This is a genomic window from Serratia sp. NCCP-200, assembly GCF_059697885.1.
In genome coordinates, this window is sequence record NZ_BAAKUJ010000006.1 from 36,714 (window position 1) to 55,240 (window position 18,527).

Genomic DNA, 18,527 nt, shown 5'->3' on the forward strand with positions numbered 1-18,527 from the left:
TGCTCAGGCCTTGGTCGTAAAGAACGCGCAGGTCTGGTAAGGCACCGTGAGCGTTTCTTTCCCCCGGAGTTCCTCTTCCTCTGCCACCAACTGGCGGATCTGTTCGATCACCTGTTCCTGCTGCTGTTGCGGCAACGCGGCGATAAAGCTGGTGGATCGCACACGGTTATAAATCACATCTTCCGGCGCTCCGCTATGCCCCAGCATAAACACCTGCTCCTGTAGCTGGGCAAAACCCGGGTAAGGGAACAGCCTGCGCCATTCACCGGTATAAAAACGCGGCGCATCCCCTTCGTGGCGATCGACTATCTGATTGAGTTTGCGCACCCAGCCAACCCGCGCATCGCGCATATTCCACACCAGACCAAGCTTGCCGCCGGGTTTCAGCACGCGCTGAATTTCCGCCAGCGCCTGACGTGTGGCAAACCAGTGAAAGGATTGCGCGCACACCACGGCATCCACCGACTCATCCGGCAGCGGGAGTGATTCGGCGGTACCTGCCAGCGTTTTCACCTGAGGGAATGCTGCCGCCAGCTTTTCCAGCATCGGCGCCACCGGTTCAACGGCGATGACGTTGGCACCGGTCTCCAGCAGGCGCGGAGTGAACTTGCCGGTGCCTGCGCCCAGATCGATGACGGTCTTACCGGGCTGTAGCTCGAGTACCTCACGCAGCCAATCGGCGATCTCCGCTGGATAATCCGGACGACCTAAAACATAGCGATCCGCATTGGCCTGATAGCCAGCCGCAGCCGCGTGATGAATGGAATGAGGTGATGTAGCCATAACGCAACTCCCTAATCCAGCTCGATGGATGTCTTTTGCCTGGCGCCGGTTAACGGCCAAGCAGACGGCGGTTGAGGTCTTCGATTTTGCCGCTGGTGATGCGCGTCAGCATGGTTTTGCTCCAGCTGGCCGACAGCCCCGCGACCGACAGTAAACGGAGGTATTGCTCTTCATCGAACGGCATGTGCCAGGCGATGCCGATCGCTTGTGCGACGGAAACGTCGCTATTGCGGGTCACCAGTTCCAGCGGTTGGTCGCCACTGACCGATCCGGCCGACACCACGCGGTACAGCCAGCCGCAGCGGCCGGTTTGCTGCATTAGCACCGAAATATCGTCGATAGCGAAATGGTAATTGAGTTTGAAACACGGAGAGCGCGGTTGGGTTACCTGGATCAGCGCTTCTCCCCAGCGGAAAATATCCCCCATAAACACGTTATGCTCGGTCAGGCCGAGGGTCGAAATATTCTCACCAAAGGCAGGTGCGCAGAACTGTTCTGCCTGAGCGGGGAACTGTTCACGCCAGTGGTCGTAATGCTCGCGCGGGTAGTGGCAAAGGGCGCGGTCAGGCCCGCCGTGGTAGCTTTTTTCTGCCTGCTCATCGCCCGCCAGACCCAATGGGGTAAGCTTCAGCGTACCCTCCACCAGGCGTTTGGCGATAGCGCTGGGGCGGCCACCTTCATAAGGTTGAATCGAACCGAGATAGACGTCTGGGTGGTGCATGCTGGCCTCCATTCACGCTCGTTAATGCCGTCTAGCATAGCCTGAGTCGAGGGGGAGGAACAGAATAACCCGCCCGGAAATCACCGGGCGGGCGGAGGGGTTAGAAGGTCGTCCAGTTGTCTTCGGCGCTGGTGCTCGGTTTAGCCATTGATGGTGATTTGAGCTGGGTGGTTTTGGTTTCCACTGGTGCAGCCTTGTCCGCCAAACGGAATACCGAGACGCTTTGCAGCAGCATCTCAGCCTGCTCTTCCAGTGAATCGGCAGCGGCGGCAGACTCTTCCACCAGCGCGGCGTTTTGCTGCGTGGTGTGATCCATTTCCACGATGGCCTGACCAATCTGTGCGATGCCTCTGGTCTGTTCATCGGAGGCGGCGGCTATTTCAGCCATGATATCGCGCACGTGGGTGACCGAACGGACGATTTGCTCCATGGTGTTGCCGGTGTCTTCCACCAGTGCGGTACCGCTCTGTACCCGGTTGACCGACTCGGTAATCAACCCTTCGATTTCTTTCGCCGCCTGGGCGCTGCGCTGGGCCAGATTACGGACTTCGCTGGCGACAACCGAGAAACCGCGCCCTTGCTCACCCGCCCGGGCGGCCTCTACGGCGGCGTTCAGGGCCAGGATGTTGGTCTGGAAGGCAATGCCGTTGATCAGGGTGGTAATTTCGGCGATCCGCTGCGAACTGTTGGAAATATCCCGCATGGTGCTGACGACGTTGCTGACCAGTTTGCCGCCCTGCTGTGCGGTTTGTGAGGCATCGGTCGCCAGCTGGTTGGCGTGATGGGCGTTGTCGGCATTCTGCTTCACCGTGGCGGTGAGCTGTTCCATGCTGGCGGCGGTTTCTTCCACCGCGGCGGCCTGCTGTTCGGTACGTGAAGAGAGATCGGTATTGCCTGCAGCGATTTCCCCGGCGGCGGTGGAGACCTGGCTGACCCCCATCTGGATTTTCTCAATCATATCGCGCAGGTTCTGGCTCATAGCGGCGACGGCGTTAAGCAACTGGCCCAGTTCATCACGGCGAGTGCTGGTTTGTGCCTGGCGTAGATCACCCTTGGCAATGCGTTCTGCCAGTTCCAGGGTGCTGTTGAGGGGGCGAGTGATCTGCAATGTGATACGCCATGATATCAGCAGGCCAGCAAGAATGGCGATCGCCGTGGTGATCCCCATCTGCCATTGCGCGGTATTGATATTGTTATGGGTCTGCGTCAGCTCATCCTTCATGAAATTATTGACCAGCGTACCGATCTCGTCAGCGTAGCCGCCGAGCTGTTTACTGATCTTGATCTCATTCTCAACGGCGGGCAGGTAGGCCGCGATGTGGCCTTTATACTCGTCAAGCACGGTCAACAGAGGTTGGAGCAACGGGCGTTGTGACTCGTTCAGGCGTTGGCTGAGCGTGTTGGCGGCGCTGCGGGCGTCGTCGATGGCGCTGAGCAATGGGATTTCGGAGTCGCGGTTGGGTTGCAGCACCAGGCCACGGGCATAGTAGCGGATCTGGGTCAGCTTCTGGTTCAACTGGATAAACGCCAGTTGCAGATCGGTAGCCCCCAACTGACGTTCAACCTGGCTCAGGCTGTCCTGAACTTCGGACATGTTCCAGCTGGCTCGTACCGCGTCTTTATCCACCACGGCTTTGGCAAACATTTTCTGTTGTTGCTCATAGTTACCCAGCAACACCACCAAAAGCTCCAGATCCTTGCGGCTTTGCGCATCCCAATTCAGGTTTTGCGCGTGGCTGGCCAGTTGCAACGCGTTTTCGATATGTTTGCGGTTACGTTCAAGGTAGTCGGTGTTGTAATTTTGGCTAAACATGGCACGGGTGTATTTAGCCTGACTGATTTCGCCCGTTAACTGATAGCTGAAATCGATGCGGTCGCTGCGTGATTCGATAAGATTGAGGTAGGTTATCCCGGTACCAGCGATAACGATCGCCAGTATCAACATTAGAGAGAACCCGAGTCCGAGCTTTTTACCTACGGTGAGATGAACGATTTTTCCTGCCAAAGCTTGCAATGCCGCCATGATTTATCCCTCTTTAGGCGTTAGACAATTGAACAAAGCATCGGCAAGAAGCGGTTAAACTTTAGCGGGAAATGGGCAAAAAGATACCCGCATCAGCGGGCATCATCAGAGATATCCCCGTCGTCTTTCAAGCTGCAGCGTTGTTACCTGCACTTACTCACCCCAGTCACTTACGAAAAGTAAGCTCCTGGGGATGAGTAAGCTTGTCGCCTAGCTGCAGCTTGAAATCCATAGGGGAACGCCAAATTATTTCTTGGCTTCGGCGAAGCGTTTGGCTGCTTCGTCCCAGTTCACCACGTTCCAGAATGCCTTGATGTAGTCAGGGCGACGGTTCTGGAATTTCAGGTAGTAAGCGTGTTCCCACACGTCCAGGCCAACGATTGGCAAGCCTGAAGCGCCGGAGACGGCTTCGCCCATCAGCGGGCTGTCCTGGTTAGCGGTAGACACCACGGCCAGCTTGTCGCCTTTCAGCACCAGCCAAGCCCAGCCAGAACCGAAACGGGTGGCGGCGGCTTTCTCGAACTCTTCCTGGAATTTCTCTACGCTGCCGAAATCGCGCTCGATAGCGGCTTTCAGATCGCCATCCAGCGTGGTGCCGGTTTTCAGACCTTTCCAGAACAGGCTGTGGTTAGCGTGGCCGCCTGCGTTGTTGCGCATAAAGGTGCGCTTGTCTGCAGGGACTTTATCCAGATCCTGGATCAGCTCTTCTACGCTCAGCGAAGCCAGCTCAGGGTAAGCTTCCAGCACGGTGTTGGCATTGTTGACGTAGGTCTGGTGGTGTTTGGTGTGATGGATTTCCATCGTCTGCTTGTCGAAATGCGGTTCTAGTGCGTCGTAAGCATAAGGTAGGGATGGCAGTGAATAACTCATGATCATCATCTCCAGTAGTGTAGGGCGGCGCAAAATGTGAGCACCGCGTAAGCAGTATGATGCATTATAATTAATTAAATGATATTGAAAATGATTATCAATGCCCTACAGACTGTATGGATTAAGTCTTAATCGGTAATACGCTGCGGGTGTGTAAACACCGTTGCCCTGCCTGGCTTGCTAAAACCAACCAATGTCAGGTTGCTGCGCTCGGCGATTTCCACCGCCAGCGAGGTGGCGGCAGAGACCACAAACAGGATCTCGGCACCGCACATGGCGGATTTTTGCACCATCTCATAGCTGGCCCGGCTGGAAACCAGGATCGCCCCTTGCTGCCAGCCCTGTTTGGCGCGTATGCCGATCATTTTGTCCAGCGCCACATGGCGGCCAACGTCTTCGCAGCCGCCCAGCAGTTCACCCTGCGGTGAGATCCAACCTGCGGCGTGGGTACAACCCGTCAACTGGCCGACGTTCTGCACCTGACGTAGCTGGTCAAGGGCGCGATCGAGATTGGCCAATGAGAAGGTTTGGGTAAAGGGCAGCGGTGTGACCGGTCGGAAGATATCCGCCAACTGTTCGATGCCACAAACGCCGCAACCTGTGCGGCCCGCCATCGCCCGGCGGCGCTCCTTCAGCCCGGCAAAGCGGCGGCTGGAAAGCTCGATTTGTACTTCCATGCCGTTGCAGGTGGGATTAACCTCTATACTGAAGATATCCCGTGGCGAGTCGATAATCCCTTCCGAGAGGGAAAAACCGAGGGCGAACGCCTCTAGATCCTTTGGCGTACACATCATCACCACGTGAGAAATGCCGTTATACACCAACGCGACCGGCACCTCTTCGGCGAGCCAATCTTGCTCTTTGGTGGTCAGTTGCCCGCGCTGGTACACCGGAGCCTGGATCAGGCCCGTGAGCGCGTTCACATTTGTGGGCTGCTCTTGGTTAATTTTGTTCACTTTCCTGGCACCTGTTTGTAACAACCCTACGCCTGCTATGGTATTATTGCGGCGCCGTTGCGGCCCATTTGGCCAATACCCACATAAGAATAGTGATTTTAGCGCTTCCCGCTTTGAGGGGGAAAGCGTCATTTGAAACAATGTGACAACACGAGAGAGAAAGGAGACCCCCCATGCAGGTCAGCAGAAGGCAGTTCTTTAAGATCTGCGCTGGCGGTATGGCAGGAACCACGGTAGCTGCACTGGGCTTTAGCCCGGCGGTGGCATTGGCGGAAACCCGGCAGTACAAGTTGCTGCGCGCCCGTGAAACCCGTAATACCTGCACGTATTGTTCCGTCGGCTGTGGGCTGTTGATGTACAGCCTTGGTGATGGCGCCAAAAACGCCAAAGAGAGCATCTTCCATATCGAAGGGGATCCAGACCATCCGGTAAACCGTGGTGCACTTTGCCCGAAAGGGGCAGGTCTGGTGGATTTCATCCACAGCGAAAGCCGTCTCCAATACCCTGAATATCGCGCTCCAGGCTCAGACAAGTGGCAACGCATCAGCTGGGACGACGCCTTCACCCGCATCGCCAAACTGATGAAAGAAGACCGCGATGCCAACTTCGAAGCCACCAACGCCGCTGGCGTAACGGTAAACCGTTGGCTCTCGACCGGGATGCTGTGTGCTTCGGCCTCCAGCAACGAAACCGGTATGCTGACCCAAAAATTTAGTCGCGCTCTCGGCATGCTTGCCGTAGACAACCAGGCGCGTGTCTGACACGGACCAACGGTAGCAAGTCTTGCTCCAACATTTGGTCGCGGTGCGATGACCAACCACTGGGTTGATATCAAGAACGCCGACTTAATTATTGTCATGGGTGGTAATGCGGCAGAAGCGCATCCAGTGGGATTCCGCTGGGCGATGGAAGCCAAAATTCATAATAAAGCCAAGCTGATCGTCATCGATCCGCGCTTTACCCGTACTGCATCCGTGGCGGATTTCTACACGCCTATCCGTTCAGGTACCGACATTGCTTTCCTGTCGGGCGTCTTGCTGTACCTGATCACCAATAACAAGATTAACCGCGAATACGTGGACGCCTACACCAACGCCAGCCTGCTGGTGCGGGAAGACTTCACTTTCGACGACGGCCTGTTCAGCGGCTACGACGCGGAAAATCGCAAATACGATAAAACCACCTGGAACTATCAGCTCGACGAGAATGGCTTCGCCAAGCGTGATACTACGCTGCAGGATCCGAACTGCGTGTGGAACCTGCTGAAAAAACACATCAGCCGTTATACGCCAGAGGTGGTAACCAACATCTGCGGCACGCCAACCGAAGATTTCATCAAGGTGTGCGAATATATCGCCGAAACCAGCGCCAACGACAAGACGGCCTCATTCCTCTACGCCCTAGGCTGGACACAGCACTCGGTCGGTGCGCAGAACATCCGTACCATGGCGATGATCCAACTGCTGCTTGGCAATATGGGCATGGCAGGTGGTGGTGTGAACGCCTTGCGTGGTCACTCCAATATCCAGGGTCTGACCGATTTGGGTCTGCTGTCACAAAGCCTGCCGGGCTACATGACGCTGCCTTCCGAGAAGCAGGCCGATCTGGAAACCTACCTGAAAGCCAACACGCCGAAGGCGCTGCTGCCGGGCCAGGTCAACTACTGGAGCAACTACCCGAAATTCTTCGTCAGCATGATGAAGAGCTTCTACGGCGACAAAGCGCAGAAAGATAACAGCTGGGGCTTTGACTGGTTGCCGAAGTGGGACAAAGGCTACGACGTGCTGCAGTATTTCGAGATGATGTCGCAGGGGAAAGTGAATGGCTATATCTGCCAGGGCTTTAACCCGGTTGCGTCGTTCCCGAACAAGAACAAAGTGGTGGCCTCACTGGCCAAGCTGAAGTTCCTGGTGACCATCGATCCGCTGAACACCGAAACTTCCAACTTCTGGCAGAACCACGATGAGTTTAACGACGTTGATCCATCGAAAATCCAGACCGAAGTGTTCCGCCTGCCATCCACCTGCTTTGCCGAAGAGAACGGCTCGATCGTGAACTCTGGCCGCTGGCTGCAATGGCACTGGAAAGGGGCCGATGCCCCAGGGGAAGCGCTGAACGACGGTGAAATTCTGGCGGGGCTGCTGATGCGCCTGCGCGAAATGTACACCCGTGACGGCGGTGCGGTCCCTGAGCCGTTGCTGAACATGTCCTGGGATTACCTGACCCCGGAAAATCCGAAGCCAGAAGAAGTGGCGATGGAGAGCAATGGCCGGGCGCTGGCGGATGTTCTCGATCCAGACGGCAAAGTGTTGGTGAAGAAAGGCGAACTACTCAGTACCTTTGCGCACCTGCGTGATGACGGCACCACGGCAAGTGGCTGTTGGATCTTCGCAGGCAGTTGGACGCCAGCGGGCAACCAGATGGCGCGCCGTGATAACGCCGATCCTTCTGGCCTTGGCAACACGCTGGGCTGGGCCTGGGCATGGCCGTTGAACCGCCGCATCCTGTATAACCGTGCGTCTGCGGATCCAGCGGGTAAACCGTGGGATGCCAAACGCCAGTTGCTGGAATGGGATGGTGCCAAGTGGGGCGGGGTGGATATCCCGGACTACAGCGCCGCCGCACCGGGCAGTGACGTTGGGCCGTTTATCATGCAGCCGGAAGGCATGGGCCGCCTGTTTGCCATCGACAAAATGGCGGAAGGACCGTTCCCTGAACACTACGAGCCGTTTGAAACGCCGCTCGGCACCAACCCGTTGCACCCGAACGTGGTGTCCAACCCGGCGGCGCGCGTGTTCAAAGACGATCTGGCTGCGATGGGCAAATCCGACAAGTTCCCGTATGTCGGTACCACCTATCGCCTGACCGAACATTTCCACTACTGGACCAAACATGCGTTGCTCAACGCGATCCTCCAGCCGGAGCAGTTTGTCGAGATTGGTGAAAAACTGGCTGAGAAAAAAGGCATCAAGCAGGGCGATACGGTCAAAGTCAGCTCCAACCGTGGCTATATCAAGGCCAAGGCAGTGGTGACCAAACGTATTCGGACTCTGCAGGTGAATGGCCAGGACGTGGACACCATCGGCATCCCGATCCACTGGGGTTACGAAGGGGTGGCGAAGAAAGGCTTTATCGCCAACACGCTGACGCCGTTTGTCGGCGACGCCAATACGCAAACGCCAGAGTTCAAGGCGTTCCTGGTTAACGTGGAAAAGGTGTAACGGAGACGAATTATGGCAATGCAATCTCAAGACATCATTCGTAAATCCGCCACCAATGGCTTCACCCCGGCACCGCGCGCGCGCGATCACCAGGAAGAAGTGGCCAAGCTGATCGATGTCACGACCTGTATCGGCTGCAAAGCCTGCCAGGTAGCCTGTTCTGAATGGAACGATATCCGCGATGAAGTGGGGCACAACGTCGGGGTTTACGATAACCCCGCCGATCTGACCGCCAAATCGTGGACGGTGATGCGCTTCTCGGAAGTTGAGGAGCACGGCAAGCTGGAGTGGCTGATCCGCAAGGATGGCTGCATGCACTGTGCCGATCCGGGCTGCCTGAAGGCGTGCCCATCGGAAGGGGCCATCATCCAGTACGCCAACGGCATCGTCGATTTCCAGTCCGAACACTGCATCGGCTGCGGCTACTGCATCGCTGGTTGCCCGTTCGACGTGCCACGCATGAATGCAGAAGACAACCGGGTGTACAAATGTACCCTGTGCGTCGATCGCGTTGGCGTTGGCCAGGAACCGGCCTGTGTGAAAACCTGTCCGACCGGGGCGATCCACTTCGGCACCAAAGAAGCGATGAAAAATGTCGCGGCGGAACGTGTCGATGAACTGAAAACCCGTGGCTACCAGAATGCCGGTCTATACGATCCGGCAGGCGTGGGCGGCACCCACGTGATGTACGTACTGCATCACGCCGATAAACCGCAGCTGTATCACGGTTTACCGGATAACCCGACCATCAGCCCGGCGGTGACCTTCTGGAAAGGGGTCTGGAAACCGTTGGCTGCCATCGGGTTTGCTGCCACCTTCGCGGCCAGTATCTTCCACTACGTTGGCGTGGGGCCAAACCGCGTTGAAGAAGAGGAAGAGCAGGATCCGAAGGACGAGCATCATGATGAGGAGACGCGCAAATGAGGAAGGAAAAGCCAATTCAGCGCTACAGCGCGCCGGAGCGGATTAACCACTGGATTGTGGCGTTCTGCTTTATTTTTGCCGCCATCAGCGGGCTGGGGTTCCTGTTCCCGTCCTTTAACTGGTTGATGAATATCTTTGGTACGCCACAGTTGGCACGCATCCTTCACCCCTTCACCGGGGTGTTGATGTTCGTTGCGTTCCTGCTGATGTTCCTGCGCTACTGGAAGCATAACCTGATCAACCGGGAAGATATCGTCTGGGCGAAAAACATCCACAAAATCGCCATGAATGAGGAAGTGGGTGACACTGGGCGTTATAATTTCGGTCAGAAGTGCGTATTCTGGGCGGCGATTATCAGTCTGGTGCTGTTGCTGGCCAGTGGTATCGTTATCTGGCGGCCATACTTTGCCCCCTCCTTCTCCATTCCGCTGATCCGCATCGCGTTGGTGGTGCATTCGTTGGCAGCGGTGGGGTTGATCATCGTGATTATGGTGCACATTTACGCCGCGTTGTGGGTAAAAGGCACCATTACCGCGATGGTGGAAGGTTGGGTGCCGGCTGCCTGGGCCAAGAAGCATCACCCGCGCTGGTACCGTGAGGTCCGCGAGAAACAACAGGAAGACAAACCCAGATGAGTATCCGCATCGTTCCTAAAGAGCAGTTAGGGGCACAGCGTGAAAAGTCTTCAACGGCGGAAACTATTCCGCCGTTACTTTTCGCCAACTTGAAGAGCCTTTATACCCGCCGAGCCGAACGTCTGCAGCAACTGGCCGCAGACCATCCGCTGGGTGACTATCTCAATTTTGCCGCCAGCATTGCACAGGCGCAGCACAACGCCTGCCACGATAATCCGCTGGAGCTGGATCTCGGCGAAACACTGACCCAGAGCGCCGCCAGCGGCAAGCCGCCGTTGGACATCAGCGTTTATCCACGCAGCGAACACTGGCACAAGCTGTTGGCATCGCTGATCGCAGAACTGCGCCCGCAGGCACCGGAACACGTGCTGGCGGTGTTGGATAACCTGGAGAAATCCTCGTCCCATGAGTTGGAGCTGCTGGCCAGCGCCCTGCTGAAAGGCGAGTTTGCCAAAGTAGGCAGCGACAAAGCCCCGTTCCTTTGGGCAGCGCTGTCGTTGTACTGGACGCAGATGGCCAGCCAGATCCCTGGCAAGGCCCGGGCCGAGTACGGCGAGCATCGCCAGTTCTGCCCGGTGTGCGGCAGTATCCCGGTTTCCAGCGTGGTGCATCTTGGTACCGTGAACGGCCTGCGCTATCTGCACTGCAACCTGTGCGAGAGCGAATGGCACGTGGTGCGGGTGAAATGCAGCAACTGCGAGCAAACCGGCGATCTCAACTACTGGTCACTGGAAAGTGAGCAGGCGGCGGTGAAAGCGGAAAGCTGTGGCGATTGCGGCACCTACCTGAAGATCCTCTATCAGGAGAAGGACCCGAAGGTCGAGGCGGTGGCCGACGATCTGGCTTCGCTTATCCTCGATGCCAAGATGGAAGAGGAAGGCTTTGCGCGCAGCAGTATCAACCCGTTCCTGTTCCCTGGGGAATAATGACAGTTGGGTTTTTTTATTCGACCCTTGCCACGGTAATTGCTCAACTCAACTCCATCACTTTTGCAGCCCCCTCTCCCTAGCGAGAGGGGGCATGAGGGGGCCGCAGCGACTTTCGGATTAGACATCTGGCAAACCGGCAAGCGAGTTGCTACCGTTACGTCAAGACGCGTAACGCGAAAGGAAGACATGATGTTGAAGACCCTTGCCAAAGGCGCGGCGCTAGCCGTGCTGCTTACCGGGCTGGTAGCCTGCGATAATCAGGACAGCAAAAAGCCGGAAGTCACCGCCCCCGCGCCAAAACCGGTAGTGACACAACCCGTAACGCCAGCTCCAGCGCCGCCGGTGGAAGAACCCAAGCCCGTCCCAGGCCTGAACGTCTCGCTGCAAAAAGGCCAAATCACCTTTGAACTGCCGCCGGGCTTCAGCGATCAGACCAAGCTGAGCGGCATCATCAACGACGACAAGTCGACCATTCAGCTGTTTCTCGACAGCAAATCACGCCAGCGCACTGTCGCTTCGGAAGTGATCCCGCCAGCAGACATGAAGATCAATACCAGCGATGCGATGCTCAAAGAGCTGACGCAAAGCATCATTACCGAGCTGTCCGACCGCTATCAGAACATCAAGAAAACCAAAGAAGAGAATTTCACCGTCGGTAAGCAGAAGTTCCATCGTTTGGATACTGAACAGACGGTCAACGGGCAAAAACTGGTTTCCACCATCGTGTTGACGGTGTTCAATAAACGGGTCGTGACGTTGCAGCTGTTAACACCAGCTAAAACACCGGATCTACATCATGCCCTGGTACAGCGAATTATTGATACCATGCAGGTTAAATAACCTGACTGGTTTAGCTCGGCACGCCAATAAGCCAGTTTGCCGATAACCGGACACTGAAAAATCGAGTGACCATGAGCACTGAATCCCAGCACCTATACAGCCAGTTACCTGCCATCGACCGCCTGCTGCGCGATCCTGCGGTTGAACCCGCCGTCGCCAGACACGGCCAGACGCTTATCAGCGAACTACTGCGCCAGATGCAGGCACAGGCGCGTGAAGCCATCAAGACGCAGCAACAGCTGCCCGCCTGGTGTCAGGACTGGCCGCAGGCGCTACAGGCACGCCTGGAACAACAGCAGCGCCCGGCGTTGCAACCGGTATTTAACCTCAGCGGCACCGTTTTGCATACCAACCTGGGGCGAGCGCTGTTGGCGCAACCGGCAGTGGATGCGGTGGTCAGTGCCATGAGCAGTGCCGTGACGCTGGAATACGATTTGGATGGCGCAGGCCGTGGGCATCGCGATCGGGCCATCGCGGATTTGCTCTGCCAGCTCACCGGGGCGGAAGATGCCTGCATCGTCAACAATAACGCGGCGGCGGTGCTATTGATGCTGGCGGCAGTGGCACCGGGCCAGCAAGTGGTGGTATCACGTGGCGAGCTGGTGGAGATTGGCGGCGCGTTCCGCATCCCGGACGTCATGCGCCAGGCTGGCTGCCAACTGGTGGAAGTCGGCACCACCAACCGTACACATCTGAAAGATTATCGTGCCGCCATCAACGAGCAAACCGGCCTGTTGATGAAGGTGCACACCAGTAATTACAGTATTCAAGGGTTTACCGCTGCGGTTGATGAAAGTGAACTGGCGGTGTTGGGCCACGAACACGGCATTCCTGTGGCGACCGATTTGGGCAGTGGCTCGCTGATCGACATGGCGCAATACGGCTTGCCAGCCGAACCGATGCCGCAACGCTTGATCGCTGCAGGTGTCGATCTGGTGACCTTCTCCGGTGATAAACTGCTGGGCGGGCCGCAGGCCGGGATTATCGTCGGCAAAAAAGAACTCATCGCCCGTTTGCAACAGCACCCACTCAAGCGCGCCCTGCGCGTCGGCAAAATCACGCTGGCGGCGCTGGAAGCCACGCTGCGGTTGTATCAACAGCCAGAGTTACTGGCAGAACATTTACCTACCTTGCGCTTACTGACCCGCCCACAGCAACAGATGCAGGAAACTGCCGAACGTTTGCAAAGCCAGTTGGCTCCGCGGTTTGCTGGCCGCTTCGAGCTGCGCAGTGAGCCGTGCTGGTCACAGATTGGCAGCGGTTCGTTGCCGGTAGATCGCCTGCCGAGCTACGCATTGACCTTTACCCCACTAGATGGCCGGGGCGCAACCTTAGAAGGCTTGGCCCAGCAGTGGCGTAGCTTGCCGCAGCCGGTCATTGGCCGTATCAACGACGGCAAACTGTGGCTCGATCTGCGTTGCCTGGAACAGGAGGGCGCACTGGTTGAGGCGCTGAGCGCATGATTATCGCCACCGCTGGCCATGTCGACCACGGCAAAACTACCCTGCTGCAGGCGATCACCGGCATCAATGCCGATCGCCTGCCGGAGGAGCAACGCCGTGGCATGACCATCGATCTTGGTTATGCCTATTGGCCGCAGCCCGATGGCCGCGTGCTGGGGTTCATTGACGTTCCCGGCCATGAAAAATTCCTCGCTAACATGCTGGCGGGCATTGGCGGTATCGACCATGCGCTGCTGGTGGTGGCCTGCGACGATGGCGTAATGGCACAAACCCGCGAGCACCTGGCGATCCTGCGCCTGAGCGGCAGAGCGCAGTTGACGGTGGCGTTAACCAAAGCCGACCGTGTGGAGCCTGCGCGAATCGCCGAAGTGCAAACCCAGGTGTTGGCCGAATTGGCGCAGCAGGGCTGGCATGATGTGCCGGTGTTTGTTACTGCGGCGGCCCTGGGAGAAGGCATTGATGAGCTGCGCCAGCATCTGTTGGCGCTGCAACCCGGTGAGCACTTACTATCCCGTCGTTTTCGCCTGGCAGTGGATCGCGCCTTCAGCGTCAAAGGTGCCGGGCTGGTGGTGACCGGGACGGCGCTGGGCGGCAGCGTGGCGGTAGGCGATACGCTGTGGCTGACCGGTGCGGACGTGCCAGTGCGGGTGCGCGGCTTGCATGCGCAGAATCAGGCGACAGAACAGGCGGTTGCCGGACAGCGCATTGCGCTGAATATCAGCGGTGACGTCAGCAAAGACCAGCTAACGCGGGGCGACTGGCTGTTGGCGCAACAACCGCCAGCGGCGGCAGAGCGTATTCTGGTGGTGATAGAGGCCGATGCGCCGATACAGCACTGGCAGTCGCTGCATATTCACCATGCCGCCAGCCATATCACCGGGCGTATTGCGCTACTGGCCGATAACCTGGCGGAGCTGATCCTCGATCGTCCGCTGTGGCTGGTGGAAAACGATCGGTTGGTGCTGCGGGATATCAGCGCGCGCCAAACGTTGGGCGCTGCGCGCGTGCTGGGGCTCTCCTCGCCGAAACGTGGCAAGCGTCAGCCGGAATATCTGGCCTGGCTGACCGCGCTGGCTCAGGCATCCAGCGATGGGCAGGTGCTGGATTTGCGTTTGCCGGGTGGCGCACTGGATTTGGCCGCGTTTGCCTGGGCACGGCAACTGACGGATGAGGGCCTGCAGGAACTGCTGGCGGGCTATGCCCTGATGATCTCCGGCGACATGGCGCTAGCCCCAACCAACGTGCAAGCGCATGAGCAACGCCTGTTGCAGGTGTTGGCCGAATACCATCAGCAACATGCCGATCAGCTAGGCCTGGGGCGCGCTCGTCTGCGCCGTATGGCGTTACCGGCGCTGCATGAGCCGCTGGTATTTATGATGATCGATCGGCTGCTGGCGGCGGGTTTGCTGCGCAATACGCGCGGCTGGCTGCATCTGCCAGACCACGGTTTGGCGTTCAGCAGCGAGCAACAGGCGCTGTGGAGCCGCATTGAGCCGCTGTTTGGTGACGATCCCTGGTGGGTGCGCGATCTGGCCGCCTCGTTGGGCGAAGAGGAAAACAGCGTTCGCGCCGCGTTGCGCAAGGCGGCACAGCTTGGCTACGTCACCGCCGTGGTGGTCGATCGCTACTACCTCAGCCAGCGTATCGAACAGTTTGCCGCAATGATCCGCGAGCTGGACGCCACGCAAGGCAGCACCAATGCCGGTGATTTCCGCGATCGGCTGGGGGTTGGCCGCAAGCTGGCGATCCAGGTATTGGAATTCTTCGATCGCAGCGGCTTTACCCGGCGCAAGGGAAATCAGCATCTGCTACGGGATCGCGGGTTGTTTGGTGGTTGAAATTATGGGTGCATATTGTTGCACCCAGTTTAAAAGATTGTGACACCCTTCATGCGTTTGAGCATTGTTTCGCCATTTCTCCTCATAAACCCCTATCATTCCGGCTAGAGATCGTTCACCGCTTCTTAAGTTTGATCTGCGGCCATGGTGCCGTGAACCTGCTTACCGTCTGCGGGCGGTAAGGTTGCAGCCACGTTAAAAGGAGATACAAATGGCGAATACCACTACGGCAAGTCACCTCACGCCTGAAAACACCGGGTTTCCTCTCAAGCTGAAAAAACGTTACGACAACTTTATCGGTGGTGCCTGGGTGGCGCCGGTACAGGGCGAGTATTACACCAACCTGACGCCGATCACCGGCCAGACGCTGTGCGAAGTGGCCAGCTCCTCCTTCCAGGATATCGAGTTGGCGCTGGATGCGGCCCACGATGCCAAAGGGGCCTGGGGGAAAATGTCGGTACAGGCGCGTGCCAACCTGCTTAACCGGGTCGCCGATCGCATGGAGCAGAATATCGACCTGCTGGCGGCGGCAGAAACCTGGGATAACGGCAAACCGATCCGCGAAACCGTCAATGCCGACGTTCCGTTAGCTATCGACCATTTCCGCTACTTTGCTGCCTGCGTACGGGCGCAAGAAGGCGGCATCAGTGAGATCGACTCAGAGACGGTGGCCTATCACTTCCACGAACCGCTGGGCGTGGTGGCACAAATCATTCCGTGGAACTTCCCGTTGCTGATGGCGTGCTGGAAGATGGCGCCAGCGCTGGCAGCGGGTAACTGCATCGTGCTGAAACCGGCCAAGCTGACGCCACTATCGGTGTTGGTGCTGATGGAACTGATCCAGGACATCCTGCCGCCAGGGGTGATCAACGTGGTCAACGGCGCAGGCGGTGAAATCGGGGAATATCTGGCCACCTCCAAGCGCATCGCTAAAGTGGCCTTTACCGGTTCGACCGAAGTGGGGCGCCAGATCATGGGCTACGCCACCCAGAACATCATTCCGGTGACGCTGGAACTGGGTGGCAAGTCACCCAACATCTTCTTTGCCGACGTGATGGATAAAGAGGACTCGTTCTTCGACAAGGCGCTGGAAGGCTTTGCGCTGTTTGCCTTCAACCAGGGGGAAGTCTGTACCTGTCCGAGCCGGGCACTCGTGCAGGAATCGATCTACGAGCGCTTTATGGAGCGGGCGATCAAACGGGTGGAGAGCATCCGTAGCGGCAACCCGCTGGACGCCAACACCCAAATGGGGGCGCAGGTTTCCGAAGGCCAGATGAAGACCATCCTCAACTACATCGAGATCGGCAAGCAGGAAGGTGCCAAGGTGCTGACCGGTGGCCGACGCAAGGCGCTGGATGGCGGGTTGGCGCAGGGGTACTACATGGAACCCACCATTCTGTTCGGTAAGAACAGCATGCGGGTATTCCAGGAAGAGATTTTTGGCCCAGTGCTGGCGGTGACCACTTTCAAGGATATGGATGAAGCGCTGGTGTTGGCCAATGATACCGATTTTGGCCTGGGGGCCGGTGTGTGGAGCCGCAACGGCAACATTGCTTACCAGATGGGGCGCAACATTCAGGCGGGGCGCGTCTGGACCAACTGCTACCATGCCTACCCGGCGCATGCGGCGTTCGGCGGCTACAAACAGTCGGGGATCGGGCGGGAAACCCATAAGATGATGTTGGAGCACTATCAGCAGACCAAGTGCCTGCTGGTGAGCTACTCTGAGAAACCGATGGGGCTGTTCTGACCCCTGACGCCAACCCTCTCCCAAAGGGAGAGGGTTGATTAACCATTACACTGTGGCACTCGGTGCGGGAGTGGCGCCACCACGGTGTTTGCTGAGGAACAGCGCCGTCAACATCAGCCAACACAGGCCACTGACCAGATTGAACAGGCTGAATAATCCGTTACCGCCCCAGACATAGGCCACCTTGGCCAGCTCGATCCCGATGGTAAACACCGACATGCTCAGCATGCCCATCACGGCCGAAACGGCACCTTTGCTCACGTTGCTGGAAAACAGCGTCAGGCGATACAGACCGGCGTTCGCCAAACCAATGCCGTAAGCATAAAGGCTCAGCCCGGCGGTCATCCACAGGTAGGCATGGGCGGAAAATACCGTGGCCAGCGCGGCGAGCAGCAGGCCCAGCAGCATCGGCCATGCGCCCAGCTTGATCGGGCGTTCAATACTGAGTTTGCCAGTCACGCGGGCCAGCGTCAGGTTGCCGAGGATCAGCGCGCCAAACACCGGGATTTGCAACAGGCCATAGTCCAGCGCCGAGAGTGACTCACCCTTGATCAGGATCACCGGAGACTGGGCAATCCAGGCCAACAGCGGCAGGCTGGCAAAGCCGATAGCCAATGAACCACAGATAAAGCGCCGATTGACCAGCACCTGACGATAGTCCCGCCACAGGTTGGCCGCCGAGAAGGCTTCCCCCCGCAGCGTGGCGGTTTCAGGCATGGCCTTCCACAGGCCGACAAAGGCAATCGCGGCCAGCGCGGCAAACAGTACAAACATGCTCTGCCAGGAGGCGACGTGAACCCAGGCAGCCCCGGCCAACGGCCCCAGCAGCGGGGCGATCAATGCCACGTTAGCCATCAGCGCGGTGATTTTGATACATGTCGCCTCTTCAAACGATTCCTGAATGGTGGCATAGCCCACCGCACCGATAAAGCACAGGCCGATCCCTTGCAGGAAGCGCATCACGATAAACTGTTCGATATTGGTGACCAGCAGAATGGCCAGGCAGGTGACGATAAAGAACAGCACCCCGGCCAGCATCACCGGGCGGCGGCCACGGCGATCTGACAGCGGGCCAAGCAGCCACTGCAGGAAAATGCCGCCAGCCAGATAGGCGGTCATTGAGGTGGGCACCCACTCCACACCGGCGTTGAAATCGGCCACGACCGCCAGCATACCGGGCTGGATCATATCGTTGGCGATATAGGTCGCGAATTCGAACAGCACCAGACAAAGTGGGAATAAAAGCGCCTGTCGGCCCAGAAGTGCCGCAGGGGGTAATGATGTTTTCATTTTTATTTTACTGATAGTAAAGAAGAAATAAGGAACTGCCAGGGCGGGAGAGCGCAAACTGAGCGAGTTGTGGCGGCTATTTTGCCGCCAATTGTTCACCTTGGCAATCATAAGGTGATTTTAGGCTCATTCTTAATAGCGCGTTTAAGCGTTGTGCTGTGCCCCCCTGAGCTATAACCTCTGATTAACATTTCTCTATACCCGTCGTCTTTCAAGCTGCAGCGTTGTTACCTGCACTATCTCACCCCAGTCACTTACTAAAGTAAGCTCCTGGGGATGAGATA

14 protein-coding genes are annotated in these 18,527 nt (G+C 57.6%); 8 read left to right on the forward strand and 6 right to left on the reverse strand.

Going from position 1 to position 18,527, the window contains the following annotated elements; genetic code table 11:
- Positions 1-3: 3 nt before the first annotated feature.
- From AC6HVW_RS18860 to fdhD, 5 genes are all read right to left on the reverse strand, one after another.
- Positions 4-783 (reverse strand): class I SAM-dependent methyltransferase, encoded by a 780-nt coding sequence (locus tag AC6HVW_RS18860; protein ID WP_186486349.1) that lies wholly within the window; start codon positions 781-783, stop codon positions 4-6.
- 49 nt (positions 784-832) lie between these two features.
- On the reverse strand, positions 833-1,504 hold the full coding sequence (gene yiiM, locus AC6HVW_RS18865; RefSeq protein ID WP_071682699.1) for a 6-hydroxyaminopurine reductase: 672 nt from the start codon (positions 1,502-1,504) through the stop codon (positions 833-835).
- Between the two features lie 100 nt (positions 1,505-1,604).
- Positions 1,605-3,527 carry a methyl-accepting chemotaxis protein gene (locus tag AC6HVW_RS18870; RefSeq protein ID WP_071682700.1) on the reverse strand — a complete coding sequence of 641 codons (1,923 nt, stop codon included), beginning with the start codon at positions 3,525-3,527 and terminating at the stop codon, positions 1,605-1,607.
- 246 nt (positions 3,528-3,773) lie between these two features.
- A complete protein-coding gene (gene sodA, locus AC6HVW_RS18875) occupies positions 3,774-4,397 on the reverse strand; it encodes a superoxide dismutase [Mn] (RefSeq protein ID WP_186486348.1) in 624 nt (207 codons plus the stop codon).
- A gap of 128 nt (positions 4,398-4,525) precedes the next feature.
- Positions 4,526-5,353, reverse strand: a complete 828-nt coding sequence (gene fdhD, locus AC6HVW_RS18880) for a formate dehydrogenase accessory sulfurtransferase FdhD (protein ID WP_039996103.1) — start codon at positions 5,351-5,353, stop codon at positions 4,526-4,528.
- A gap of 173 nt (positions 5,354-5,526) precedes the next feature.
- Between fdhD and fdnG the strand changes: the two genes are divergently transcribed.
- The 8 genes from fdnG (at position 5,527) to exaC (ending at position 16,953) form a co-directional block, all read left to right on the forward strand.
- Positions 5,527-8,574 carry a formate dehydrogenase-N subunit alpha gene (gene fdnG, locus AC6HVW_RS18885; RefSeq protein ID WP_080661084.1) on the forward strand — a complete coding sequence of 1,016 codons (3,048 nt, stop codon included), beginning with the start codon at positions 5,527-5,529 and terminating at the stop codon, positions 8,572-8,574.
- Between the two features lie 12 nt (positions 8,575-8,586).
- Positions 8,587-9,498: a formate dehydrogenase subunit beta gene (gene fdxH, locus AC6HVW_RS18890; RefSeq protein ID WP_021807291.1), complete on the forward strand. Its 912-nt coding sequence runs from the start codon at positions 8,587-8,589 to the stop codon at positions 9,496-9,498.
- Positions 9,495-10,133, forward strand: coding sequence for a formate dehydrogenase cytochrome b556 subunit (gene fdoI / locus AC6HVW_RS18895; RefSeq protein WP_021181336.1), 639 nt, complete (start codon positions 9,495-9,497; stop codon positions 10,131-10,133). The genes fdxH and fdoI overlap by 4 nt, the downstream gene beginning before the upstream one ends.
- Positions 10,130-11,059, forward strand: a complete 930-nt coding sequence (gene fdhE / locus AC6HVW_RS18900) for a formate dehydrogenase accessory protein FdhE (RefSeq protein ID WP_071682702.1) — start codon at positions 10,130-10,132, stop codon at positions 11,057-11,059. Before fdoI ends, fdhE begins: the two co-directional genes overlap by 4 nt.
- A 192-nt stretch (positions 11,060-11,251) precedes the next feature.
- A complete protein-coding gene (locus AC6HVW_RS18905; RefSeq protein WP_071682703.1) occupies positions 11,252-11,902 on the forward strand; it encodes a DcrB-related protein in 651 nt (216 codons plus the stop codon).
- 71 nt (positions 11,903-11,973) lie between these two features.
- Positions 11,974-13,365, forward strand: a complete 1,392-nt coding sequence (gene selA, locus AC6HVW_RS18910) for an L-seryl-tRNA(Sec) selenium transferase (protein WP_071682769.1) — start codon at positions 11,974-11,976, stop codon at positions 13,363-13,365.
- Entirely contained in the window at positions 13,362-15,203 is a 1,842-nt protein-coding gene (gene selB / locus AC6HVW_RS18915) for a selenocysteine-specific translation elongation factor (protein ID WP_071682704.1), read from the forward strand. The genes selA and selB overlap by 4 nt, the downstream gene beginning before the upstream one ends.
- Before the next feature lie 211 nt (positions 15,204-15,414).
- Positions 15,415-16,953 (forward strand): acetaldehyde dehydrogenase ExaC, encoded by a 1,539-nt coding sequence (exaC, locus tag AC6HVW_RS18920; RefSeq protein WP_497569597.1) that lies wholly within the window; start codon positions 15,415-15,417, stop codon positions 16,951-16,953.
- Positions 16,954-16,998: 45 nt separating this feature from the next.
- Here the strand turns inward: exaC and AC6HVW_RS18925 are convergent, their stop codons facing one another.
- Entirely contained in the window at positions 16,999-18,243 is a 1,245-nt protein-coding gene (locus AC6HVW_RS18925) for an MFS transporter (protein ID WP_071682770.1), read from the reverse strand.
- Between the last annotated feature and the right edge of the window lie 284 nt (positions 18,244-18,527).

Bases quoted from the DNA above. Each gene is read 5' to 3' on its own strand.
- AC6HVW_RS18860 (WP_186486349.1), bottom strand. From the start codon at position 783: ATGGCTACATCACCTCATTCCATTCATCACGCGGCTGCGGCTGGCTAT.
- yiiM (WP_071682699.1), bottom strand. From the start codon at position 1,504: ATGCACCACCCAGACGTCTATCTCGGTTCGATTCAACCTTATGAAGGT.
- AC6HVW_RS18870 (WP_071682700.1), bottom strand. From the start codon at position 3,527: ATGGCGGCATTGCAAGCTTTGGCAGGAAAAATCGTTCATCTCACCGTA.
- sodA (WP_186486348.1), bottom strand. From the start codon at position 4,397: ATGAGTTATTCACTGCCATCCCTACCTTATGCTTACGACGCACTAGAA.
- fdxH (WP_021807291.1), top strand. From the start codon at position 8,587: ATGGCAATGCAATCTCAAGACATCATTCGTAAATCCGCCACCAATGGC.
- fdoI (WP_021181336.1), top strand. From the start codon at position 9,495: ATGAGGAAGGAAAAGCCAATTCAGCGCTACAGCGCGCCGGAGCGGATT.
- fdhE (WP_071682702.1), top strand. From the start codon at position 10,130: ATGAGTATCCGCATCGTTCCTAAAGAGCAGTTAGGGGCACAGCGTGAA.
- AC6HVW_RS18905 (WP_071682703.1), top strand. From the start codon at position 11,252: ATGTTGAAGACCCTTGCCAAAGGCGCGGCGCTAGCCGTGCTGCTTACC.
- selA (WP_071682769.1), top strand. From the start codon at position 11,974: ATGAGCACTGAATCCCAGCACCTATACAGCCAGTTACCTGCCATCGAC.
- selB (WP_071682704.1), top strand. From the start codon at position 13,362: ATGATTATCGCCACCGCTGGCCATGTCGACCACGGCAAAACTACCCTG.
- exaC (WP_497569597.1), top strand. From the start codon at position 15,415: ATGGCGAATACCACTACGGCAAGTCACCTCACGCCTGAAAACACCGGG.
- AC6HVW_RS18925 (WP_071682770.1), bottom strand. From the start codon at position 18,243: ATGAAAACATCATTACCCCCTGCGGCACTTCTGGGCCGACAGGCGCTT.